The sequence below is a fragment of the Nostoc sp. ChiSLP03a genome, assembly GCF_034531215.2.
Lineage (GTDB): Bacteria > Cyanobacteriota > Cyanobacteriia > Cyanobacteriales > Nostocaceae > Nostoc.
Window position 1 is genome coordinate 1 of record NZ_JAVRBQ020000187.1, and the last position, 24,278, is coordinate 24,278.

The 24,278-nt window shown below is 39.7% G+C and carries 22 protein-coding genes; 9 read left to right on the plus strand and 13 right to left on the minus strand.

What is annotated here, in order from left to right; translation table 11 throughout:
- The first annotated feature begins 71 nt into the window (after positions 1–71).
- The gene (locus tag RMY32_RS31325) at positions 72–2,606 is read left to right on the plus strand and encodes a COR domain-containing protein (protein ID WP_409884437.1); all 2,535 of its coding nucleotides are present in this window, start codon (positions 72–74) and stop codon (positions 2,604–2,606) included.
- A 346-nt stretch (positions 2,607–2,952) separates the two neighbouring features.
- Here the strand turns inward: RMY32_RS31325 and mtnA are convergent, their stop codons facing one another.
- Positions 2,953–4,026, minus strand: a complete 1,074-nt coding sequence (gene mtnA, locus RMY32_RS31330) for an S-methyl-5-thioribose-1-phosphate isomerase (RefSeq protein ID WP_322710678.1) — start codon at positions 4,024–4,026, stop codon at positions 2,953–2,955.
- Positions 4,027–4,510: 484 nt separating this feature from the next.
- On the minus strand, positions 4,511–5,695 hold the full coding sequence (locus RMY32_RS31335) for an NAD(P)H-quinone oxidoreductase subunit H (RefSeq protein WP_194041009.1): 1,185 nt from the start codon (positions 5,693–5,695) through the stop codon (positions 4,511–4,513).
- Between the two features lie 414 nt (positions 5,696–6,109).
- Between RMY32_RS31335 and rsmH the strand changes: the two genes are divergently transcribed.
- From rsmH to RMY32_RS31355, 4 genes are all read left to right on the plus strand, one after another.
- Positions 6,110–7,006, plus strand: coding sequence for a 16S rRNA (cytosine(1402)-N(4))-methyltransferase RsmH (rsmH, locus tag RMY32_RS31340; RefSeq protein ID WP_322710679.1), 897 nt, complete (start codon positions 6,110–6,112; stop codon positions 7,004–7,006).
- Positions 7,007–7,081: 75 nt separating this feature from the next.
- Positions 7,082–7,735: a MotA/TolQ/ExbB proton channel family protein gene (locus RMY32_RS31345; RefSeq protein ID WP_322710680.1), complete on the plus strand. Its 654-nt coding sequence runs from the start codon at positions 7,082–7,084 to the stop codon at positions 7,733–7,735.
- A gap of 147 nt (positions 7,736–7,882) precedes the next feature.
- Positions 7,883–8,089 carry a glycogen debranching protein gene (locus RMY32_RS31350; protein WP_194046500.1) on the plus strand — a complete coding sequence of 69 codons (207 nt, stop codon included), beginning with the start codon at positions 7,883–7,885 and terminating at the stop codon, positions 8,087–8,089.
- A gap of 383 nt (positions 8,090–8,472) precedes the next feature.
- Positions 8,473–9,030, plus strand: a complete 558-nt coding sequence (locus tag RMY32_RS31355; protein WP_322702785.1) for a methylmalonic aciduria and homocystinuria type D protein — start codon at positions 8,473–8,475, stop codon at positions 9,028–9,030.
- A gap of 268 nt (positions 9,031–9,298) precedes the next feature.
- Here the strand turns inward: RMY32_RS31355 and RMY32_RS31360 are convergent, their stop codons facing one another.
- Positions 9,299–9,526 (minus strand): hypothetical protein, encoded by a 228-nt coding sequence (locus RMY32_RS31360; protein WP_322710681.1) that lies wholly within the window; start codon positions 9,524–9,526, stop codon positions 9,299–9,301.
- Positions 9,527–9,680: 154 nt separating this feature from the next.
- On the opposite strand from RMY32_RS31360, the gene RMY32_RS31365 reads away from it, so the two are divergent.
- Positions 9,681–10,799, plus strand: coding sequence for a glycosyltransferase (locus RMY32_RS31365; RefSeq protein ID WP_322710682.1), 1,119 nt, complete (start codon positions 9,681–9,683; stop codon positions 10,797–10,799).
- Between the two features lie 70 nt (positions 10,800–10,869).
- Here the strand turns inward: RMY32_RS31365 and RMY32_RS31370 are convergent, their stop codons facing one another.
- The 5 genes from RMY32_RS31370 to dnaK form a co-directional block, all read right to left on the minus strand.
- The gene (locus tag RMY32_RS31370; RefSeq protein WP_322710683.1) at positions 10,870–11,142 is read right to left on the minus strand and encodes a DUF3143 domain-containing protein; all 273 of its coding nucleotides are present in this window, start codon (positions 11,140–11,142) and stop codon (positions 10,870–10,872) included.
- Positions 11,143–11,173: 31 nt separating this feature from the next.
- The gene (locus RMY32_RS31375) at positions 11,174–11,698 is read right to left on the minus strand and encodes a J domain-containing protein (protein ID WP_322710695.1); all 525 of its coding nucleotides are present in this window, start codon (positions 11,696–11,698) and stop codon (positions 11,174–11,176) included.
- 465 nt (positions 11,699–12,163) lie between these two features.
- Entirely contained in the window at positions 12,164–12,811 is a 648-nt protein-coding gene (locus RMY32_RS31380) for a hypothetical protein (protein WP_322710684.1), read from the minus strand.
- Between the two features lie 642 nt (positions 12,812–13,453).
- Positions 13,454–14,449, minus strand: a complete 996-nt coding sequence (locus RMY32_RS31385; protein ID WP_322710685.1) for a DnaJ C-terminal domain-containing protein — start codon at positions 14,447–14,449, stop codon at positions 13,454–13,456.
- A gap of 140 nt (positions 14,450–14,589) precedes the next feature.
- Positions 14,590–16,647, minus strand: coding sequence for a molecular chaperone DnaK (gene dnaK / locus RMY32_RS31390; RefSeq protein ID WP_322710686.1), 2,058 nt, complete (start codon positions 16,645–16,647; stop codon positions 14,590–14,592).
- A gap of 319 nt (positions 16,648–16,966) precedes the next feature.
- Here dnaK and RMY32_RS31395 point away from each other — a divergent pair, with 319 nt between their 5' ends.
- Positions 16,967–17,815: a M28 family peptidase gene (locus RMY32_RS31395; RefSeq protein ID WP_322710687.1), complete on the plus strand. Its 849-nt coding sequence runs from the start codon at positions 16,967–16,969 to the stop codon at positions 17,813–17,815.
- A gap of 271 nt (positions 17,816–18,086) precedes the next feature.
- On the opposite strand, the gene RMY32_RS31400 is transcribed toward RMY32_RS31395, so the two are convergent.
- Positions 18,087–19,001 (minus strand): bestrophin family protein, encoded by a 915-nt coding sequence (locus RMY32_RS31400; RefSeq protein WP_322710688.1) that lies wholly within the window; start codon positions 18,999–19,001, stop codon positions 18,087–18,089.
- Between the two features lie 453 nt (positions 19,002–19,454).
- Positions 19,455–19,862: a VOC family protein gene (locus tag RMY32_RS31405; protein WP_322710689.1), complete on the minus strand. Its 408-nt coding sequence runs from the start codon at positions 19,860–19,862 to the stop codon at positions 19,455–19,457.
- A 586-nt stretch (positions 19,863–20,448) separates the two neighbouring features.
- On the opposite strand from RMY32_RS31405, the gene RMY32_RS31410 reads away from it, so the two are divergent.
- Positions 20,449–20,667 (plus strand): hypothetical protein, encoded by a 219-nt coding sequence (locus RMY32_RS31410; RefSeq protein ID WP_322710690.1) that lies wholly within the window; start codon positions 20,449–20,451, stop codon positions 20,665–20,667.
- Entirely contained in the window at positions 20,657–21,019 is a 363-nt protein-coding gene (locus RMY32_RS31415; protein WP_322710691.1) for a type II toxin-antitoxin system PemK/MazF family toxin, read from the plus strand. The genes RMY32_RS31410 and RMY32_RS31415 overlap by 11 nt, the downstream gene beginning before the upstream one ends.
- A 71-nt stretch (positions 21,020–21,090) precedes the next feature.
- Here RMY32_RS31415 and RMY32_RS31420 read toward each other — a convergent pair whose 3' ends face one another.
- From RMY32_RS31420 to RMY32_RS31430, 3 genes are all read right to left on the minus strand, one after another.
- The gene (locus tag RMY32_RS31420; protein ID WP_409884447.1) at positions 21,091–21,912 is read right to left on the minus strand and encodes an SIMPL domain-containing protein; all 822 of its coding nucleotides are present in this window, start codon (positions 21,910–21,912) and stop codon (positions 21,091–21,093) included.
- 177 nt (positions 21,913–22,089) lie between these two features.
- Entirely contained in the window at positions 22,090–22,464 is a 375-nt protein-coding gene (locus tag RMY32_RS31425) for a hypothetical protein (protein ID WP_322710693.1), read from the minus strand.
- 507 nt (positions 22,465–22,971) lie between these two features.
- The gene (locus RMY32_RS31430) at positions 22,972–24,060 is read right to left on the minus strand and encodes an NAD(P)/FAD-dependent oxidoreductase (RefSeq protein WP_322710694.1); all 1,089 of its coding nucleotides are present in this window, start codon (positions 24,058–24,060) and stop codon (positions 22,972–22,974) included.
- Positions 24,061–24,278: the final 218 nt, after the last annotated feature.

Below are 24,278 nucleotides of genomic sequence, written 5' to 3' on the forward strand. Positions count from 1 at the left end.
AAGACACTGTTTGTAGGCGTTTTTTCAGTTCCTCTTCGCTCTCGGCGATCGCAATTTTAAATGGGCGGCTCATGGTTCTGTTAACTTACCTAGTTTGCTTCTCCCCATTATATGCAGATTCATTTTTAATTGGTATTAGCAATAATCTATTGACAAGCTTGCCAAATTCTATTGGTAACCTCATTAATCTGACCGAATTGTATCTGGGAAATAACCAGTTAAAAGATTTACCTAAATCATTCTCCTCTCTCTCGAACTTAGTAAAACTTAGAATAAGTTCAAATTGCCTAGAGACAATATCAGAAGTTATTACCCAACTCGTTAATTTAAAAGAACTTGACTTTAGTATTAATAAAATCTCCTTTTTGCCAAAATCAATTTCTCAACTGACTAATCTAAAAGAACTATTTATTGGCTTCAATGAATTGAGAATATTACCGGAGGAAATCGGAAAACTTACAAATTTGATAGAGCTTTCACTTGCTAATAATAAATTAGAAGAATTGCCGGAAGCAGTTGGTAAATTAACCAGTTTAAAGCAACTTTGTATTAAAGAGAATCAGCTAGTAAGATTGCCAAAATCTCTCATTTTACTCAACTTAAATGAACTAAATTTGGATAACAACCTACTGCTGCCTATTCCACCAGAAATTTCAGTAAAAGGCATAAAAGCTATTGTTAGTTATTACTTGCAGCTTCAGCAAGAAGAGAAGAGATCACTTAATGAAGCTAAATTACTGATAGTTGGGCAGGGAAGTGTTGGTAAAACTTCTCTCATGAAAAGGATAATTGGACAATCCTTCGATCCTAATGAACATAAAACTGAAGGAATAAATATTCAAACTTGGAATATATCAATTGATGACAAAAATATCCAGCTTAACGTATGGGACTTTGGCGGACAAGAAATTATGCACGCTACCCATCAGTTTTTTCTTACTAAACGAAGCCTATATCTGCTTGTTTTGGACTCACGGATAGGTGAAGAAGAAAACCGTATTGAATATTGGCTGAAGATGATCCAGAGTTTTGGTGAAGGTTCCCCTGTAATTATTGTTGGGAATAAGCGAGATCAACAATCACTATATATTGATCGACGTGGATTGCAAATTAAATATTCAAATATTAAAGCATTCGTTGAAACTTCTTGCTTGAATAGTCATGATCAAGGAATTACAGAACTGAAAACTAAGATTCAAGATTTAATTACTCAAGCTTTAACTGAATTAGGCAATGCTGAAGAAAACGTCCTAAAACACATTAGAGATACACTGCCGCTCTCATGGTTTAACGTTAAAATGAAATTACGAGAGAGAGCACAAGAACAAAATTTTATTTCTTATGAAACCTATGAACAGATTTGTCAGACAGAAGGAATAACAGAAGATATTAACCAAAGCACCTTAATTCAACTACTTCATGATCTTGGCATTGTTCTTAACTACCGTGGTGATCCACGACTAGAAGATACGAATATTTTAAACCCAGAATGGGTAACAAGTGGTGTTTACTGTATTCTCAACGACAATCTCTTAATGACTGAATTTAAAGGCATTTTAGAGTGCAATCAACTTAATCGTATTCTTAAATCTAAACGTTATCCATCCAGAAAATATCTCTTCTTCCTGATCAATATCATGAGGAAGTTTGAACTCTGTTTTGAAATGGATGGATTTTATGATGAAAAATATCTTGTTCCTGACCTTCTTCCTAAAGAAGAGCCTTACACTGGTAACTGGCAAAATGCTCTCGCCTTTGAGTATCACTATCCCATCTTACCGAGTAGTATTATTTCTCGGTTTATTGTTCGGATGAATGACAAAGTTTATCAACGGACTTATTGGCGGAGTGGCGTCATATTAGCTTATGAAAATAATATTGCGCTCGTCAAAGCAGATCGAGAAGACAAGAGGATTGTCGTCCGCATTCAAAATGCTGAAAGTGTCAAACATAATCGCCGCCGCTTTCTTGCTATCATACGTTCCCAATTTGATACAATTCACAGAACTATCCCTGGACTCGTCGTTGAACAGAAAGTTCCTCTCCCCGATCACCCCAATATCTTGTTGGACTATCAAAACCTTTTAGATTATGAGGAGATGGGTGAATCCTTCATTATTCCTCCTGGACTTAAAGAGCGTGTTAACGTTAAAGCTTTACTGGATGGTATTGAATCACAACCAGACCGTCAAAGACGAAAAGAAAATACAACTGATTTGAGAAATGAACTTACTCGTCATTACACATTTATTGGAGAAAGCACCATGTCTAATATTTATCAGTCAGGATTAGGCGATAACATTGCAGGCGATAAAGTCATGGGTGACAAAAACACAATTGATACCCAAATCAATAACTCTCAAGATTTAGCACAAGCTGCTCAGGACATCACAAATTTGTTGGATCAACTCTCAGAAAAATATCCCAGTGATAGCTCTAGGGTTTTGGGAGCAAAAGCTGTGGATCAAGTTGATAGGAATCCAGAACTAAGGTCTCGAATTCTTAGAGGGATTCAGGCAGGAAGTTTTGCAGCCTTAGAAAAAATGATTGAGCATCCTGTTGCTAAGTTTTTTATTGAAGGTGCCAAAGAAGTCTTAAAACCTTAGCTCACAGTGGTTGTGTTGGCAATATAGTTCGGTTAAGATCCCCCCGTCTGCGGCGACTCCCTTAAAAAGCAGGGCTGTTTTATTCCCCAAAGAGCTTTAAAAATCAAGGGTTCTAGCAATTAAAAATTGGTTATTTTGTTACCAGCATGTCGATAAAATGAACTATTTTACTGTTATTTAAGTGCTTAAATGTTCATCTCATTGTCACCCTTACTTACAATTTTCTCGCTAACCATCTTGACAAATTCTGTTTGAAATGGAATGAAACGGTTCTGCCTTAAAAAGGGGGTAAAAAAGGGTTATGAGTAAGCCTTTTTTAAGGTGGGTTGGGAGGATCTTTAAAAGATTAAAACGTTAACCGAACCGTATTGACATTACTTGATTTTGCTAATTCATGAGGTGCGATCGCTCCATTTTCTGTAATGATTGCTGTAATCAACTCAGCCGGAGTCACATCAAAAGCTGGGTTGTAAAAATCTACACCTTCAGGTGTGAGAATTGTATCACCAACCTGATAGATTTCTGTTGATTCGCGTTCTTCAATGGGAATTTTGCTGCCATCAGCTAATTCAAAATCAACGGTGGAAAGGGGTGCAGCTACAAAGAAGGGGATATTATGTGCTTTAGCTGCGATCGCTACACTATACGTACCAATTTTGTTAGCAGTGTCACCATTAGCAGCAATGCGATCAGCACCCACAACTACAGCATGAATTAAACCCTGTTTCATACAATGGGCTGCCATATTATCAGTAATTAATGTCACTGGAATACCTTCTTGCACGCATTCCCAAGCGGTGAGTTTTGCACCTTGTAAGCGAGGACGGGTTTCGTCAGCAAAAAGCCGTTCTAAACGTCCTTCTCTCCATGCAGAACGCACAACACCCAAAGCTGTACCATAACCAGCAGTAGCTAATGCTCCAGCGTTGCAGTGAGTAAGCAGCGTCAGCTTTTTTGGGGTAGACGGTAAAACTGCTAAACCATTGTCGCCGATCGCCTGACAGGTTTGCAAATCTTCAGCATTGATTGCTTGGGCTGTTTGGAAAAGGGTTTGCTTGATGTCTTCTACTGTTCCCAGAGTTTCGTAAGCGGCTTTGATCATCCGGCTAATTGCCCAAAATAAATTTACTGCCGTTGGACGAGTAGAACGCAACAACTGGGCTACTTTATCTAAGTGTTGCAAAAATTCGTGGCGATCGCTTGTTTTAATTTCCCTTGCACCAAGATACATTCCATAAGCCGCAGCTACACCAATTGCAGGCGCACCTCGCACAATCATAGTTTTAATCGCCCGCGCCATATCTTCACTGCGGTGAATTTCCACAAATGTATATTCGTTGGGTAAGCGAGTTTGGTCAATTAGTGACACTGAGTCGTTGTGCCAAATAACGGGATAAACTTGGTTTGTGGAAGGTGTCATAGAAAAAGGTCGTTAGTAAAGGGTCAATATTTTAGGACTTACGCAAAATATCTCTCAAACTCTGATTTCTCCGTGTCCTCTGCGCCTCTGCGGTTCGTTATTCCGTAACTCGTGCGTAAGTCCTATATTTTTTACTTTAATGCACCCTGATGATTTCATTCTTAAACTGATTAAACATTCTGAGTATGGATTGAAAAACTTTGAAAATTTTAGAGTTAGATGCTCTGATGAAATTGGTATTTTATTTATTAGTTTGGTATATAGCGTTTCCCGACCTGCTGAGGTACTGAGTAAATCACTAATAACATTAGGTAAGCCTCTGCGTACCTTTGCGTTTGACTCTGCGCTCCTCTGCGTTTAAAAACATTATTTTTGTACCTCACGTAACTAGGAATTGCGATAGTCAAATCCTGAAGAATCAAAAAAATAGAGCAGTTGCACTGTAATACAACTGCTCTAAAAATTACTGAGATAGATATTTACTCTACCTATCTACAGACCCCATAATTACGTCAACACTACCGAGAATCACCACAATATCTGCAACCTTCATCCCGCGTAGTAAATGTGGCACAATCTGGAGATTGTTGAAATCTGCGGCGCGAATCTTCCATCGTGCAGGGAAAACATTATCATCGCCAACCAAATAAATTCCCAATTCACCTTTGCCACTTTCTACACGGGCGTAGATTTCACCCTTGGGCATCTTGAAAGTCGGGGAAACTTTTTTACCGATGAATTGGTAATCAAATGCGTCCCATTCAGATTTTTTACCTGCGGCTAAACGCTTGGCTTCCAGATTTTCGTAAGGGCCGCCAGGAAGTCCTTTAATTGCTTGGCGAATAATCTTCACAGATTCGCGCATTTCCCGCATCCGCACCACATAACGGGCAAAGCAATCACCGGCAGTTTCCCACTGCACATCCCAGTCGAAATCGTCGTAGCATTCGTAATGGTCAACTTTTCGTAAATCCCATTGCACGCCAGAAGCGCGTAACATTGGGCCAGAAAGTCCCCAGTTAATTGCTTCTTCTCGCGTGATAGTACCAATACCCTCAACGCGCCGCCGGAAGATAGGGTTATCGGTTACTAAACGTTCGTACTCATCAACTTTGGGCAATAAGTAGTCGCAGAATTCCAGACACTTATCTACCCAACCGTAAGGTAAATCAGCCGCTACTCCACCAACGCGGAAGTAGTTATTATTCACCATCCGATAACCTGTGGCAGCTTCCCACAAATCATAAATCATCTCCCGTTCCCGGAACTGGTAGAAGAAGGGAGTTTGAGCGCCTACGTCAGCTAAGAAGGGGCCAAACCATAGCAAGTGGTTAGCGATACGGTTCAACTCCAGCATAATGACGCGGATGTAGCTAGCGCGTTTGGGAACAGCGACACCTGCAAGTTTTTCTGGGGCGTTAACAGTAACCGCTTCGTTGAACATTCCCGCCGCGTAGTCCCAGCGACTAACGTAAGGAACGTACATTACATTAGTGCGGTTCTCGGCGATTTTTTCCATTCCCCGGTGCAAATAGCCGATGACTGGTTCACAGTCAACAACATCCTCGCCATCCAGAGTCATGATTAGCCGCAGAACCCCGTGCATTGAGGGGTGGTGTGGCCCCATGTTTAGCACCATTGGTTCAGTGCGGGTTTCTAGTCTGGTCATAGATTTTGTGTTCTCCGTTCGTGAAAATATTGAGTTCAACCGCTTAGATGCCAACCACAGCCGATTTATCTAGTCTGCCAAAATGAGGTTTGTAGGGGCAATCTATATAAATTTGACTCTACAGGGTTATGTTGGAGAGAGGATAGCAGCGAAGGTGTTGTAATTGATGTTTCATTTCGTTGCACCTCTTCAATTATTATAGGGAAGCTTGATATGCAAGGGATTGAGGCACAGGTTTTTTTCATCTAATCTCTTTTTGCATTTAAAATCCTGATGCTGGGCATTGGGAATGGGTGTTAAACAGGACTTAAATCAAACCACAGAGGACACAAAAGATACGGAGGAATCGGAGTTTAAGAGGTTTTTAATGTAAGTTTCACTAAATAGAAACAAAAATAAAATTAAAATTTAAAGATGAAATCAGATTTACAAACACCGCTAGATTTAGAAGAACTGGGTTTTTCTCATATTTACGTTTTGGGACGGGAGGTAATTGAGGGTTTGGCGGTGCGTGCAGGTGAACATTATTTAGATGTGACTGTAGGCGGTGGTGGTCATAGTCGCCTAATCTTAGAAGCTGCGCCAAATGTGCGGGTAACGGCGATTGACCAAGATGAGGATGCTTTAGCAGCAGCGAGGAAAGAATTATCAGAGTTTGGCGATCGCATACAATTTATCTATAGCAATTTTGCTGACTATGAATTTCCCCCCAACACTTTCGATGGTATTTTAGCTGATTTGGGAGTAAGTTCTTACCATTTAGATCGAGCAGAAAGGGGTTTCAGCTTTCGCCAAGCTGCGAATTTGGATATGCGAATGGATCGAGGGCGATCGCTAACTGCTGCTGATGTAATTAATAATTGGGATGAAGCGGAATTAGCTGATATTTTCTTTAAGTACGGTGAAGAGAGATTATCGCGGCGCATTGCCAGACGCATTGTAGAACGGCGACCGTTGCACACGACTACAGAATTGGCTGAAGCGATCGCTTCTTCTGTTCCTCCGAAATACCGTTATGGGAGAATTCACCCGGCTACCCGTGTTTTTCAAGCTTTGCGAATTGTCGTCAATGATGAGTTAAAATCCCTAGAAACCTTTTTGGATAAAGCCCCAAATGCTCTTGTCCCTGGCGGTAGAATTGCGATTATTAGTTTCCACAGTTTAGAAGACCGTCCGGTGAAACATGGTTTAAGAAATTCACCTTTATTAAAGGTCTTGACAAAAAAGCCGATTATTGCTCAGGAAGAGGAAATTAGTCAGAATCCGCGATCGCGATCGGCCAAACTGAGGATAGCCCAAAAGCTGTTGTGACTACAATGCAGCGTTAAAATACTCCATCTCAACGATCTGCTAATGTAGCGTTGTTGAAGAGTTAAAAAATAATAAATGGAAATTAGTAATCTGTTTGCAGCAGGCGGCGTGGTTATGTGGCCTCTGCTGGCATTCTCTTTGTTAGGAGTGGCGTTGATTATCGAACGGATCATTTTTTGGGTAAAGATAAATAATCGGCAAAACAAGGTAGTGCGAGAGGTGCTACACCTTTATCGCCTTGATAATGTAGTTAGTGCTTTAGATAAATTGCACAAAAATACTGATTTACCCCTAGCTCGAATTTTTTTAGCAGCTTTAGAATTGCAAGAGCCAACACCAGACGAATTTCGTTTGGCATTAGAAAGTGAAGCACAAGCTGAAATTCCCTTACTCAAACGTTCCCAAAATATTTTTGAGACAATTATTGGTCTTGCGCCTTTGTTAGGACTTCTCGGCACTGTATTGGGATTAATTAACTCTTTTGCTTCTCTGAATATCGGAGATGTGGGAGGTAGTAAAACAACAGGTGTGACAGCTGGAATTAGTGAAGCTTTAGTATCTACAGCATCAGGGTTGGTAGTGGCAATCTTTACACTATTATTTGCCAATACCTTCCGCGGACTCTACCAGCGCCAAATTGCTTGGATTCAAGAATATGGCGGACAGTTAGAATTACTCTACCGTCGTCGCTACGAAAGAGGAGATAAATCGTATCCGCCAAATAAATGAAGCAAAACTGGGTAATTGTAAATTAGCAATCAGTAATTGGGATTAGTTCACTATTTGTTACTGAATTTTGCTCTAAAACTTTTGACTCTAATAGTATTCTAAAATGACGAATAGCTTTGTTCGCTACAGTTATTGAGGAAATATTCTATGACTATTTGGGTAAATGAGCAAATCGATCCGTCTGGGATGATTCATGCCTGTATTGCCACTCGTAATGAATCTCAAGCCAAAGATTGCCATGATTCATTTCAAAATAATTTGACTGAGAGGCAAAAAGCAGCAGGTTGGGTGGCACGATTGCGGACAGTCGATTCTTGGGATGAAGTGCCGGTGAATTCTTTAAAACTCAATTAATTGAGTTTTATAGAAATTAGGCTGCATAGCTGAAGTATTTTTTGGCAGACATAATTACTTTTGTTATTTTCTGCTTACTTCAACCTGCTTTGCTTTTTTGGGATTTCGATCGAACATATTTCATCTACGTAGGCGTAGTCCGCCATAGGCATAGCTTGTCTAACACACGCTGTAATTTCTGCCAATACCTACAGCGATCGCAGCAAATTCGATGAGAACAGGTTAATAAAGGATAAAATTCGGATTAAATTTATCAAATTATTATTAACTGCTTCCCAAAAAAGTAACATATTATAGAAAAATGATGATTTATCTTAACTTTTAAGAGGTATCATCTATACCGGAGATTAAATTAAAAAATTTGTATAAGCCGAATCAATTTAGTGAACTATCCCAAAGTTTACACTTCGGAGCAAGTCTGTCCCATTAATTTAGTTGGCGAAACAGGACAAGCAGTTCAAATTTCAATTCATGCTCCCAGTCAATATATCTGTGCCAACTGCGAACGGATATTACCAGATTGGAAACGGCAGCCATTTTTACGAGTAGTGATTGTATTACAACAATCGCGTTATCAATTAGTCGAAAAGACACTAGAAGTAGAGTCAGAGAAAGAACGCTTACGAGAAAAGTTTATGAGATTTGGCTGTGATTTAGCATTTAATCTGCGCGATCGCGGCTATTTAACCGATCTGATTGACCCTCGTACAGGCTATCCTTTACTCTCCCATCCCGGAGCAATTCCTCACGATGACACAGCAGTTGTCAAAGCTTTGCTAAACTATCCAGTAATTAAAAATCAATGCCGTGTATTAGTTCATCCCGATTGGGGTGCAGCAGTTTATCCTAGTATTTTGATATCAGAAGCTCCCCCAATTTTGATCGAATGGGTTACAAAAGGCGTAGCATCCATGCATGGGTGGAAAGAAATTAATTATTAGTCATTAGTCATTAGTCATTAGTCATTAGTCATTGGTCATTGGTCATTGGTCATTGGGTATGTAAAGACCTATATCAGCACTTGTGTCTCCAAAGAAGTTTTTTTTAGAAGCTAGGATAGTCGAAGCGATAGTGCGGCTTGTTACTTCTCTTTCATGAGTAGATGCTACAAAGTCAAACTGGGGATAATGGCTTTTGGTTCCTGTTTGGGTAACATCTTAGGTCGCTCGGCAGGTTTTTCAAATTGATGATAATTTTACCCTACTACTGTCAGACTAAACTTTTAGCCTGTAGCGAAGAGAATGCTACTTTAGCAACATCTGCGGGAATTATATAACTATAACTATCGGGAAAAATTCTGTTCCCAACTTTCTGCATATAAGTAGATGGGTGAGGAAATTTATAACTATGGCTGTAGCGAGGATTGCGATCGCAAAGCGTGTCTCGTTGGGACTGAGCGAAGTGTTCGCGTAGCGTCTCGTAGAGAAGCGATCGCAAGGGTTTTAAGCTTTTTATATCTCGTTAGATAGTTAGATTTATTTGTGCTTACCTACCTTAGAAACCAAGTTGATTTTGAGCAAACTGAAATACTTGTTTCATAGTTATGCTCAACCACAATTTCCATAAATACAAAATTTCCCATATCTGATGTATGAAAATATTAATTCAACACCGCCATTATGACAATGAAATTAGTGGAGTTTTAACTTATATATATTCTATTATTCCTGAGTTGGAAGCTAGATTAATTGAGGTTAAAACTATTTCTACTAGACAAGATAATATCACTAAATGGTTTAGTTATATTGCTTGGGCAGATATAGTCCACATGAATTCTAACGATTTATTATTTACTTTGTTATGTAAAGCTTTGCAAAAAAAGATAATTATTAAATACCATTATTCTCTTTATCAATCTACTCACACTAGTTATGAGCAAATGAACTTGACGCAACGTTTAAAAGCTGAATTTAAACACACATTGCCAAAAGCTAATTATCCATTAAAGTGGAAATTACACACTTTGATCAAATGGACACGTTTAAGCACCCGACTTTCTACTGCCTTCTTAGCCGATTATCATACAGCTTGTAGTAACTTTTTAGGAGAATCTTCTGCTTTTCCTTGGCCAGTTGATACATTATATAATCCGATTGAAATCAAGTCGGAAAACCAGCTTAAAACTTTAGAAAATTTATCTCAACCATATAATTTTATTTTTGTTGGAAGATTAGCTACAGACAAAGGTGTAGATATTTTATTAAAAGCAGTGCGGATTTTACAAGATGAAAATCAAGAATTTAAAATTACTATTATTGGCGATGGCGAACAATCTCAGCAATTAAAACAGCTAACGTCTGATTTAGGAATTGCCAACAAAGTTAATTTTTTAGGTAAAGTTCCTCAAAAAGAAGTACTTCTAAAAGTTCAAGATGCTTTGGCTTTAATTGCTCCATCTCGTTGGCAAGATCCAGCACCTTACGTAGTGCAAGAAGCCTCTAGCGTTCAAACCTGCTCGATTGTCTCAAAAATGGGAGGATTGTCAGAAGTAGCAGGGCCACATAGCCTATTTTTTGAAAATGAAGATGCAGAAGAATTAGCAAAATGTATGCGATATTGCTTGGATAATCCAGATGAAGCAATTAATCGGGGTTTTCAGTCCAGCCAATACGTTGCAGAAAAGTTTTCAGCAGCGCGTGCTGTTAATAGACTACTGGTAATTTGTAGCCAACTTACTCCTAAAGCATTGGTAACAAAATCTGATACATAATTGGCATTACAGGGTTGCTGTCCTGTAACAGGCTTATTGAAAGCTCTATCAATAGTAGATAAGCCCTTCCTTATGGCCCAGAAAACACAGCTTGTTCTACATCATTCCGACTAAGAGAATACTTGAATGAGCGTTGGATATCTTGTCCATTTTCCCCAGATTGAACATATCGCACTACAATCTGCTCAACATCGAGCCATAATTCAGCTTGCCAATTAGGTCGCTGTACACGCCAGCAATGCCTTTGTGTTTCGTCTTGTTGACAGCCTTGGTCTTTTAGCCACTGCTCAATTTGTGGTAGGGGATGATTATATAGAGGAGTATCAGAGGGAAGAAGAGCCATAGGAATTTTTGATTTTGGATTAGGGAATTTTTTAATTTTTAATTATCGGATGGGCAATTAGTTGCGATATATAGCTAATTTGCTGTTGTACAGATGTATTTGGTTGCAGCAAATGGGAATGGATCGCAGCCTCGCCACGAGTTAAGCCAATGGCAACTGCTAATAACAGACAACCTACAAATGTTAACACCAGCATAAATAAAGCAAATATTTCGCCAGATGATAAGGGGCGATCGCTCGCATCGAGGTAAGCTGATTTTGACCAGTCATGAGAATGCGAGACGGGATGATTCAAACCAGGGGGTGGTTGAATCACTCCAAAGCGGGAATAGCCAATTTTCAAATCGTAGCTTAATCGGCGTTCTGGATGGCTAAGGGTCGCGTAAGCTTCGTTGATTTGCTGAAATTTGGGAGTGGCGATCGCAGTCGGCAAGTCTGTAGTATCAGGATGATAGCGTTTGCTCAGTTGCCGATAAGCGCGACGAATGTCAATTACCGATGCCGAGGGATGCAGTCCTAGCAGGGAGTAATAAGTTGGTTCGCTGCTTTGTGGCATTGCCCCGTTTTGATTCACATCTGTTTGAGTCACTTTGCTCAAAGATATTTTTTATATTTTAAATCCTTTGTGAATTGGAGAAGACACAGCTTGGACTAGCATCTAGTAATATATCTTAATAAAGCATTTAATTTTTACTCTTTATCAGAGTACCGTCTTTCGATAAGAGCCGCACCCAATCTAATTTCAGATTGTGGAATCATAAAGTTGAGAATTGCTGTGTTCTAGGGCATAAAAAAGCCCTCAGTGAGTGAGGGCAACTTTTCTACAACATTTATTGGGTTTGGGCTAATTAATATCATTGAGGGCGTAAAGCTCGCACTTTCTAACATTAAGTTTAGAATTAGCACACTGAACTTACAAGCTATATCAACATAAATAGTTGCTAGCTTAAGTTATGAAAGACTTAACTCGATGATATAAATTTGTTTTAACGTAATTTAATTTGTTACTGTACAATTTTCCTTAATCATCCCAATTGTGAGGTTCACCATCGGGTGTCCAAAGTGTGTCATATTTTGCACGGCAATAACCAGGAGGATACATGATCCACGATCTATCGCTGTTAGTGTTGAAAATAGCTTGTTGCCCATCTTCTCTTACGATCATTACTGTCAAATCGCTAGCATTACATATTGCACCATATTGACTAGGATCAAGGTAGTTAAGTGGGTTTGAGTTTGATCTTTGGATTACATCCTTGAACTTACCGTTCTCGATAGTCGTTGCTTTTTCTGCAAAAGCTTTGTATATCGCACTACCAACCCCAGCGGCTGCTCTAATAGTTTTTGTAGCGTTATAAAGATCCATCAATGTCTTGGCTTCCTTTATCGCGCTTAACCCTGATGGTGCAGTAGTTCCACAGGTAGCCACGAGTAATGCAACAGAAGTAGCGATATCTGCGATCGCCCAGTCTTTATTTGCTGAAATAACAACCGCAATTGACATTCCAGTAGCATTTGCGACATGGACGTGCCTTTGCGATGCAGTGTCGATCTGGTCATAGATTATTCCTGCTGGGGTAAACTTTTTCCACGCATCTGTCAACCCATCAAACACGTCACCATCGGCTATTTTTTGAAAAGGTCGTATAAAGTAATCTGTCCAAGACATGATTTATCTCCTTACGTAATTTGTGATCTTCAATTTTGGGGACAATAGTACTTATTTTTACCAGTAATTATGTAAAAACTTTCCTGACCCCGTACTCTTTTATGTAATTTTTAGAATGCACTACACAAGAGCATCCTTTTCAGTTCGCTTTTCTGTTGCTATGGTGTAAATTATGTTACTCAAAAACTGAACTGTGAAGGTAATAACTTTATTTTTGCTGTTGTTACGTGTCTTTGACTTCAGTGATATTACTTAAATTATATAAAATAAGTGATGCTCTTATCTGTGAGCGAAATATTGGTAAGTGAGCCGAACTTCACATGAATTTTCAGCAGTATACAAGATCCCAAATGGGTTCTATAGATCGTCATCAGGTAAGCACGACTCTTTTAGCGTGTCTTTAAGTTTGTTGTAAGTTGTTAATGATGGATGCGATACAGAGATATATTTAGACTCCTGTTTGCCTTTTACAGGATTAATTGTTTCCAAAGCTTATGATGACTGCACCCTGATTTCTACTGTTTATAAGAGTACCGTCTTTCGATAAGAGCCGCACCCAAATTATTTTTCAAGATGACGAAGACTAATTACACATTAGTCATTTTTCTATTCAATAGCTTCATTAAGATTAATATCTTATCCCTAACGGATTAAATCAGCACGAGGTTTAAAAGTTTCAATTTGCCGCAACTTTTCATAAAGTTCCCGTTCTTCTTGACTAATATTTTTCGGTGTAACTATTTGAATTTCTACTAGTTGATCGCCACGTTTGCCGGCATCGTTAGGATAACCTTTATTGCCTAGTCGAAATTTTTGACCAGACCTAACTCCAGGAGGGGTGGTCATTTTCACAGGGCCGTCAAGAGTAGGTGCTTCTACTTGTCCTCCTAAAACTGCCTCGCTGGGAGTAACAGGTACTTGGCAGACGATATTTAAACCTTCTAGCTTAAATAATGGATGAGGTTCAACGGTAATTTTTAAGTATAGATCGCCACCACCAACGCCTTGGTTCCGCAAACGGATGGTTTGACCTGTTACCATCCCTGAAGGCATATTAACTTCTAGCGATCGCCCATCTTCCAAACGAATGCGTTCATTACCGCCTTGATAAGCTTTTTCTAGTGGAAGCGTTAATCTGGCTTCTATATCTCGGCGGGTGGTACGAGGTGGGGGATTAACTGTATAGGCAACTTTTGTTCTGGGAGAACGGAACGGATCGCTATTATTGCCATTACTGGAGTTATTTGCCGCACTTTTATTTTTGACACCAATAACTTGATTAATAAAGCTTTCAAAGTCGGAGAATTGGCTGGGATCTACATCTTGATTCCCGTTGCGATCGCTAGCGCCACTCTGCCAAGTTTTAGCCTTTGGCGTCTTAGGGTTGCCTGCAAAGCCTTTTTGCTTCCAGTAGCGGCTAAACTGGTCGTACTGCGATCGCTTGGCTGAGTCCGAAAGCACTTCATAAGCCTCGCCGATATCCTTAAATTTTTCCTCAGATTCTTTGTTACCCGGATTCAGATCGGGGTGATATTGCCTTGCTAACCGCCGATAAACCTTTTTAATTTCCTCAGCAGAGGCATCTTTAGATACTCCTAAAATCTCATAGTAATCACGAAAGTTCGGCAAATTTTGCATAGTTCAATTATTTAAATTTTAGATTTTAGATGAATTAAAAGAGAGGAGTTAGGAGTTATGAGTTAGGAGTTATGAGTTGAAAGATTTATTTTGAACTCCTGTACAGACGCGATTAATCGCGTCTGTACTCCTAACTTTTCTTATAACCAATCATTGTCTTCTTCATCATCCCAGTTATCTTGATAGCTGGGGCGGGATTTGCGTGGAGGACGGCTTTCATAAGAGGAAGAACGATTATCGCGGTTATAATCTCTGCCATAATCTTTACTGTATGAGTCGCGTTCTCGATATGTATCTCTGGGAAATTCGCGTTCTCGTTCCTTATCACCGCCAGTAAAGATATCACGGATGGTTCCAAACAAGTCATCGTCTTCATCTTCAGCATAAGTCTGGCGGACTTCCCGATTTAGCTCGTAGAGAGCATCTTGTAAGTCGGCGTAGGCTTGATCGATACCGCGATCGCTATTTTCCTGAAGGCTCTCTTTCAGTTGTCGGCAAATATTATCAATTCTCTGGCGACGATTGCGGGCAAACTGCATACCAAATTCCAAGGCGACTTCCCTTAGTTGTCGTTCTGCTTGAAAAATCAACGCTTCAGAACGAGTCCGCTTTTCTATTCTTTCTTTACGTTCGCGATCGACATCGGCGTATTTTTGAGCGTCTTGAATCATCCGATTCACTTCCGACTCGTTCAAGGTGGAAGCGCCTTGAATGGTGATACTCTGCTCTCGTCCAGTGGTTCTATCTAAGGCTGTTACCTGTAAAATCCCATTAGCATCAATATCAAATGACACCTGAACTTGGGGAATTCCTCGTGGTGCGGGTGGGATGCCGTAGAGCTTGAACCGTCCTAAAGACTTGTTGCTTGCTGCCATTTCCCGTTCGCCCTGGACTACGTGAATTTCCACAGTATTTTGGTTATTTTCAGACGTGGAAAAAATATCAGAACGACGTACTGGGATAGTGGTGTTACGGGGGATAAGTTTTTTCATCACACCGCCGATGGTTTCCAATCCCAAAGATAAGGGTGTGACATCCAAAAGCAGCACATCTTTGAGTTCGCCTGCAAGAATACCTGCTTGAATTGCTGCACCCACTCCCACGACTTCATCGGGGTTGACATTTTCATTGGGTTCTATGCCAATCAAGTCACGTACAAGCTGCTTCACCATTGGTATTCGTGTAGAACCGCCAACTAACACAACTTCTTCAATGTCTCTAGGTGAAAGTCCGGCATCTTTGAGGGCGCGTTTTACTGGTGTCCGCAATCTTCCCACCAAATCACCACACAAACCTTCAAACTGAGAACGAGTTAAACGAGTTTCAAGATGTTTAGGGCCATCTGCCGTGGCAGTGATGAAGGGTAAATTAATCTCGGTTACACTGACAGCAGAAAGCTCAATTTTGGCTTTTTCCGCCGCTTCCATCAGACGTTGTAAAGCTTGGCGATCGCGTCTTAAGTCTACCTCTTCTGTTTCCAGAAATTGCTCTGCTAACCAATCTACGATTATTTTGTCAAAGTCATTCCCACCAAGTTGCGTATCACCACTGGTAGCTTTGACTTCAAATATCCCATCGCCTACTTCTAAAATCGACACGTCAAAAGTGCCACCACCCAAGTCAAATACTAAAATAGTTTCCGTGTCACCCCGATCTAATCCATAAGCTAAAGATGCCGCAGTCGGTTCATTGAGAATCCGTAGCACTTCTAAACCAGCAATTCTGCCAGCATCGCGAGTTGCCTGCCGTTGAGAATCATTAAAATAGGCGGGGACTGTAATTACTGCCCCTGTGACTGGTTCACCCAAATAGCGGCTAGCATCGTCTGCCAATTTCTTCAGCACCATTGCCGAAATTTCTTCTGGGGCGAAATCTTTATTCAGACGAGGACAGGCAATTTTAATATTACCTACTTCGTCTTTGCGGATGGTGTAGGGTACACGCTTGGAATCTGCATTAAGTTCGCTATACTTCCGCCCAATGAAACGTTTAACTGCAAAAAAGGTATTTTGAGGATTGAGGACGGTTTGTCGCCGTGCCATTTGCCCAACCACCCTTTCACCTTCTTTGCTGAAGCCAACTACGGAGGGGGTTGTTCGCATTCCTTCTGCATTGGCAATCACCACCGGCTTGCCACCCTCCATAACGGCGACTACTGAGTTGGTTGTACCCAAGTCGATGCCGACTACCTTGCCCATGCGTTACTCTTCTCCTAAAGTGTCTTATATATTTATTATGATTGGGCGGAACTACCTCTAGCTTTGTGCTACAAGATAAAAACACCCCAATGGTATAATACTCATCATTAAGGCAGTAAGCTAATAAGTGCAGCTAGAGGAGATAGTTGCAAGACTAGGATAGCATTGAGATGGTTGGTGTGCCCAAGCAGCCTCAATTCTTGATATCCGCCTATTTCTGTTTAAGTTATCTGCAAATTGGTAAGTTAACCTTAACAACGCTGGCTCTGCTTTTTTGAGTACCTGAAAATTCTCATATTATTGCTACTACTTAAAAGATTTGAATTTAACAGAGCGATTACAGACTTCCCTGAGTGAGATCGCGCGAGAACGCGATCCTTACATGGCAACGGCTGGGCATTTTTTTGTCCAAGAATATATCCGCCAGCAATTTTCCCAATGGGGAAGTGTGGAAATCCACACCTTTGAAGTCAGAGGTAAAACTTGTAATAACTTGATATTAAATTTACCATCCCAAGCTAAAGGGCAAAAAAAGGATTTGCCACCTATTTTAATTGGCGCTCATTATGATGGGGTTCCGGGAACAGTTGCGGCTGATGATAATGCTACAGGTGTAGCAGTGTTGCTAGAATTAGCGAGAAAATTCGCTGCCGAACCTGCGAGATATCCCTTAAGGCTGGTTGCTTTCGATATGGAAGAATACGGCTTACTGGGTAGTGCTGACTATGCAGCCTTGTTGCATCAACAAAAACAACAGCTACGCTTAATGATCTCCTTAGAAATGCTGGGCTATAAGGATTCTACTCCTGGTTCCCAAAGTTATCCCCCTCCTCTGGAACGCTTCTACCCAGATACGGGTGATTTTATTGCTTTAATTGGTAACTTGCGGACATTGCCTGACTTAATTGGCATGAGCCGTAATATTCGCAAAGCTGGCGTATCTAGTCAATGGCTACCCGTGCCAAATCGAGGTTTAATAGTTCCCCAAACCAGACTTAGCGATCATGCACCATTTTGGGATTTGGGTTATTCAGCAATGATGGTGACAGATACGGCATTTTTGCGAAATCCACATTATCACAAAGTTAGTGATGCGATCGCTACTTTGGATTTAGATTTTCTGACTCGTGTATGTGAAGGTTTAGAGATGGCGATTCGGCGGTTGTGAAAAGATATTAGGAGAGGTTTATAGTTTGCCAAACAAGACTTAGCGATCGCACCTCTTTGTTAGTTGTGATTTATCTGCCATTCTCGGTACAGCTACAATATGTTTGCGGAATATATATTATGTACAAACCAAGTAAATCGCCACTGAGATTTATAGCACAAGCCTTGGTGGTTAAGACATTAACAGATGATAAAACTTAGACACAACAAGACTTTTCACCCAATCCCCAGTCCCCAGTCCCTTGCTATATTTTTCTGATTCTCAGCTTTTTTCAATTGCTTATACTATCTTGCTGACGCGATCGCGCATTAGGAGTCAAAGTAATTAAATCGTCAATATTACGCTTCATTGTCTCGCAAATTGCATCTAATGGTAAATCATTAGCGTCATAACCAAAGGGATTTTCTATCTCTAAGCCAATGGCTTCGATGCCAAACACAGTGAACCCAACCAAAGCAGAAATTAAACCTGTCCACCAACCGAGCTTCTCAACTATTTGAAATGGTAGCAGAAAACAATATAATATTAGCAATTGCTTCAAATGAAGGGCATAAGCAAGCGGCATAGGTGTTTTTAAAATGCGTTCGCAAGCACCTAAATTATCCACAAGATTATTCAATAATTCTTGCATTGATGTTAACTGGTAGCTATTAAGGCAATTACGATTATACTGTTCTTGTAAATAATCTCCTATCCAAAAGGCAACCTCTATAGGGGGATTATTCATAATTTTCAGTTTTATATACTTAGTAGATGGCATTAAATCTTCTAACTCGCTATTGACAGTTTCTCCTCGCAAATGTAATTTAGTTGTTACTGCAAAAGCCGCCAATAAGTTTAATGCCGTAATTTTCTTGTCTTTATCTTCTGGTAAAATTTCATCAACTGATACCCAAATTTGCCTTGCTAAATTTCGGGTGTTATTTACTATAGATCCCCAGCATTTTCTTCCTTCCCAAAATCGCTCATAAGCAGTATTTGTCCGAAAGACAAGTAACAAACCTAAAACAATACTAGGAATCACATTTGCTAAGATTGGCTGGGATACAGGTTTTTCAAAATGGTGAAGCAGAGAAATTAAAAATCCGAAAGCTCCACACCATAAAATATGTTTGAAAATGGCTTTCGTCACTGAACCTTTAGGTTGTAGTGCTGTGCGTAACAATTTGATTTTTTCGGCTATCATGTAGTCACCCTAATAAAATATTTATTGACCCGATACACTCAATGTTTATTAGCTTAAAAATAATTATTATAAAATTAGCATAATTAATAAAGAAATCCTTACAAAAATATTTTTGCTAAGAACATAATCGACTGGCAACAATGTATTTTAGCTTTTGCGATCAATATTAACCCTGGTTAAAATCAGGATTTACACAGAGAGTTTTTTGATTGTCAATTAGATGGAAATTATATAAAAGTCAAAAGCGATACATAAGCAGCAATTGTAAATAAATGTAAATATTTTTCTGTGGCTGTATAAACTCCACATTTTATCCCGATAAATCTATGAAAGAAAAGGTATATTCCTATCGATAATGTTTATACAGCATTAGTCGGTATTATGTACCTTAGTAAATCAAAAAGTTCTAGCCTGTAAAAATCCTGCCCTGTACATTAAACATCTAGACATAACTTATTGGGTTATGTCTTTTTTGTTGTCGTTAGTCTCGAAACGTTGAATTTCAATCAAATAACCATCAGGATCGCGGAAAAAACAATGATAAATGTTGTACTTTTCATTTAGTGTCGGTGGCTTTTCAAATTCGACGCCACGTTTTTTGAGATATTCAAACCATTCATCCACCTGCTGTGTTACTAGAGTAAAAATAACACTTGATTGCTTATCGGTTGGAGGAGCTAATGTTTCGCTTGCTTGACACAATCCTAAGTATCCAGAACCACTAACAGTATAAATTCGGCAGGTTCCTTGGTCAAGCCATAACTCCAAACCTAGCTTTTGTTCGTAGAATTCTGTAGATACATTGAGGTTATGGGTAGAAAAGAAGGTAACTTGTTGGTCGATTTGCGGATGAGTAGACATAAAACACATTTGAGTATATACCCTAACGACATCAGGCGATCGCAGATGTAAAAATTGATTGATGTTAGAAACCTGTTACTGCTCCAGAATGCCTTAAGTGCATCTGGAGTTTTTTTTTGAAAAAAGCCATAAAAATTTTCCCAATCATCCTGATATGGCAAAACATAGCTGAATAAGGATGCATACTGAATTATCTATATTTAACATGGGCATCACTTATTGATGTACCCCTTCTATCAAACAACTCTCACAAAACAGCCCCAGATGAGCTGAGGCTGTTTTGCGTTACTTCCAATAGAGAAGGAGTGTAACGAGAATCCTCAAACACTTTTATCTGTATTTGAGTGTATACCCTGATGACGTAGGTTTATCTCAAGGTGAAAATTTGGTATAGGTAAATGCGTATCTTTCCTGGCTCCAGATTTGTCACAAACATTTCTGGAGTTTTTATCATTACTAGAATTTGAAATTAGCAATCTAGTATAGATTCAAGTGAATATTTGATTTTGATTATGAATACGCATATTATAGCTGTGCAGTAAAATAAATATAAATTAGGAATTTTTATAAAAATTACTGGGAAAGTATGGAAATCTCAAATTCTACTCCTCAGAGAGACATACCACAGCTACAAGCTTCAGAAACACTTGTACAAGCTAAGAGTATCAGCCGTCGGGAGTTTATGAAATTGTCATTAGAAGAACGGCGATGCATATTGGCAGCACAGGCTGAGTTAATGTTATTACATTACGAGCAAGATAGAGAATGGCAGGAATTACAGACAGGAGACTTGATTGATTATTAAATATACATCTCCTAAACGGGGTGATATTTGGCTTGCTAATTTCGATCCGACAGTGGGAGCAGAAATTAAAAAAGTCCGTCCTGCGATAGTAGTAAGTTCTGATGGTGTTGGCAAGCTACCCATTAAGTTGATTGTACCAATCACAGACTGGAAAGAATATTATACTGGCAATATTTGGCACGTTAAAATTGAACCAGACAGTGCAAATAGTCTAACAAAAACTTCTGCTGTAGATATTTTGCAACTGCGCGGTATGGATATACAAAGATTTATCCGTAAAATTGGAGGATGTTCGAGTGAAATTATGGAGGAAGTTGCTGCTGCTATTGCTGCCGTAGTTGAGTATTATTAAGGGCGATCACATCTATTACTATTTATTCAAATTAGAATAAATAATTAAGCAATCGCTCTAAATATAAATGTTTATCTCGTTGTATACGTCACAAAAATATCCTTTTTCATTTCAACTTCTGCTGGAGCATCTGGATTATAAGCTGGTGATAATAAAAAACTAGCAAATGATGGCAACGGAACTCCAGTTTTAGAACTACATGAGGGATAAAATAATGTGTAAAATGGTTCGGCAACAGAAGGAGTACTAAGTTTAACTTCCATCGCAGTTGCTAAAGCCTGAGCGCGGCTTTGAGCATCTTTCATCGCTGATTGATAAACTGAACTCTGCAAAGCCTGACAGTCATTTACCGCATAGTCAACACCTACACTCTTGACAGAAAGGTTTTCAATTTGGCTCGTGGACTTGTTCGCTGTAGCAACGATTTCCTGGACGCGATCGCGCGTTGGCTTTTCTAGTCTCACCAATATCTTGGCGTTATTTTCACTGGCATTAGGATTAATTTGCACCTGAATTTTATCAGCCCTAATGCCTTTAGCAACTAAACTATCCACTACAGGCTGAAGAGTTGCTTTCGTTAGGGATTTTTTACTTGGTAAAGATTCTGCTGCTGTTTTGTAATTCAACAGTAGAGTTGGTGAGGATATGCGGCGGGTTTCGGGTAGAGATGATGGTTGCGTTTGTAACTCATCATTGCTACCTCCACTACTGAATACCAACTCAATATCCGCCGTATCTGCTGGCACTCTCACCACCCCTTGACCGATTACCATTAATGAATGGCGATCGCTTGCTGGTGGGTAAAACAATTGGGCATTAGTGACTTTGGGTGTTAATGCCCCTACCCCGACAGTCACGGAAATACTTAGCACTAGAGCAGTTATTTTTCTCATATCCTGGGAATATCCTTTGAACTTAGTGATTGTCAAAGTTTACACCTCAACAGGAATATACTTAAAAAAATATTGAGCTAATCCCACAGCCTTTAATCGTGGGATTAACTCAAATATTCAAAATTCACAGCCGACGTTATTGATATCTCAGCAGAGAGCCAAATCTTGTTAGAACTATTAACCAAACCAGTGAGAGGGTTCACAAGCTGATTGAACTGTTTCACAAACACGATGGCTAATCCAATCTGACTTTTCTTGAACGATTAGACAAATGCCTTGGTGAATCAAATTCTGTAAATGTAGTTGCTGCTCTAAGGGTTTACGAGGCAATTTGTAATAAGCCAAGCTTCCTTGTTCAGCCTCCGCTGGAATCTGTTCATCAGACACGACGCTGTAAAAGGAGAGAATGCGGTTGAGGACGAAATTAATTAGCTCTTGGCGTAAATCAGGAATTGCAAAGGCTTGTTGATATGGATGGGATGGATATGTATTCAAAATACTTTCAATTTCTCCCACTATTGATTGTTGTGTTAAATTGACTACCGTTTTCATGGTTTTTAAACTCCTTTTTTAATCAACTCAATGCTTGGTGGAGAGAATAACTTTTTTAGATGGCAAAGTCGTGATGACAATCAGTTCAAAGTAATTAAACTTACAGATGCAATCAACCCCAAAAATAGCCTCTTATCTTGGTACAATCTCAGACATTTGGCTTTGCTTATTTTAGTTAAAGTTTATACTGTTTTTCAGCATTACTTATTAAAACAGCATCCCATAAGCTAGTAAGTTAACTACATTTTATATTTATAATCCTAATTATTTCAAATTTCTGCCGTTTTAGCAGAAATCTACATAAAACGCAGCATAAAGGCAAGGGGATCAAGGTTAACAGCAAAAAAATGACTTGAATTAGGAACAAGTTTTTCCTGAAGTTAAGCTTTTTGGGTAATTGGCATCACTTTTTAGGTTCGCAGCAAAATTTGCTATTTCATCTAAAAACTTATTTTTTGCACTTTGATTTAGTCAGTCAGAAAAATAGTGACTCACGATAGTGCAGGATCAGTCTAGCGACAGATGAAATGATTGGGCAAAAACGTTTAAAAAGTTCACATTATCAAAAGATAGATGACGTAACTGATGATTAATTTCATCAGCCGCAGCTAATCCAGAAAGCATCGCACCTTCGACAAGATTGCCGCCACACCAATCACCACAGCAAACTAAAGGTAAGGAAGTTTCGGTAGACAAAAAAGCTTCGTGCCAAGGATGGCTAGGAAAGGCATAACGCCAACGATGTACTTGCATCCATTCGGGAGTATTCAGCCAAGGAAGGGACAGAGATTCAGCTGCTCGTTGCAACATATATTGTCCCGCAGGTTGTAAATCCTGTGATTCTAGATGACGTTGGGCAAAATCAGCGCTACTTTGCACCACAAAATGTGGTTGTTGAGGGTTAGGACGCTTGCTACTATCCAAACCAATCCATGCTAAATCAACATCATCCACAAAAGTTAAGGCTTTCCATTGAGGGAAGGGTTGGGATGTAGAAGGATATCCCGCGATCGCACTAATTGAAGGATAAAATTCTACAGAACGCAAGTTATCAAGAAAGGCTCCATCCAATACACTCTCACCTAAAGATTCCAATAACATCACAGCTTGGGGTGCAGGAATAGCGACAACTATAGCTTTTGCGGTTAATTCTTCATTACTAGATTCCAAAGTCAAACGCCAGCTATCTTCGGAAGTTGGAGTAATAGCGATGACACGCTGATTCAGTAATATTTCTAAACCTGGGGCGAGGGATTTAGCGATCGCACTCATCCCCCCAGGCGCAACATAACGCGGACTGCGGTTTTTCGGTTCAGATAAAGGAGCGCCTGTTGTAAGTTCGTAAACCTCATCTGTCCAAACTTCGAGGATATGGCGATCGCGCAATATCTTCACAAAACGTTCTAATAATTCACCCTTTGGTTTCAGGTAACAAGCCCCATGATCCGCCAAAGTTCCATACAAGCGGCGTGTAGCTAGTCTTCCTCCCAAACCACGTGACTTTTCCACCACTACCACCGAATATCCAGCTTGACTTAACTGCTGGGCGCAGACTAAACCGGCAATTCCGGCACCAATCACTACAATATCAGTCATGAGTCAATAGTCTTTAGTTAGTTATTGGTCATTAGTTATTATCAAAGGACAAAATTACTACTAATGACTGCTGAAAGCTAATAACCCAAGTTGCTAGTTATGCTTGCAGGTGTTCAGGTGGCATTGCATAAGCAATAAAATCCCCTCCAGAGGAAAAATTAGGAGGGGTAATGTTAAACGAAATAATTACAATTTATGCTATCACTGATGACCTATTG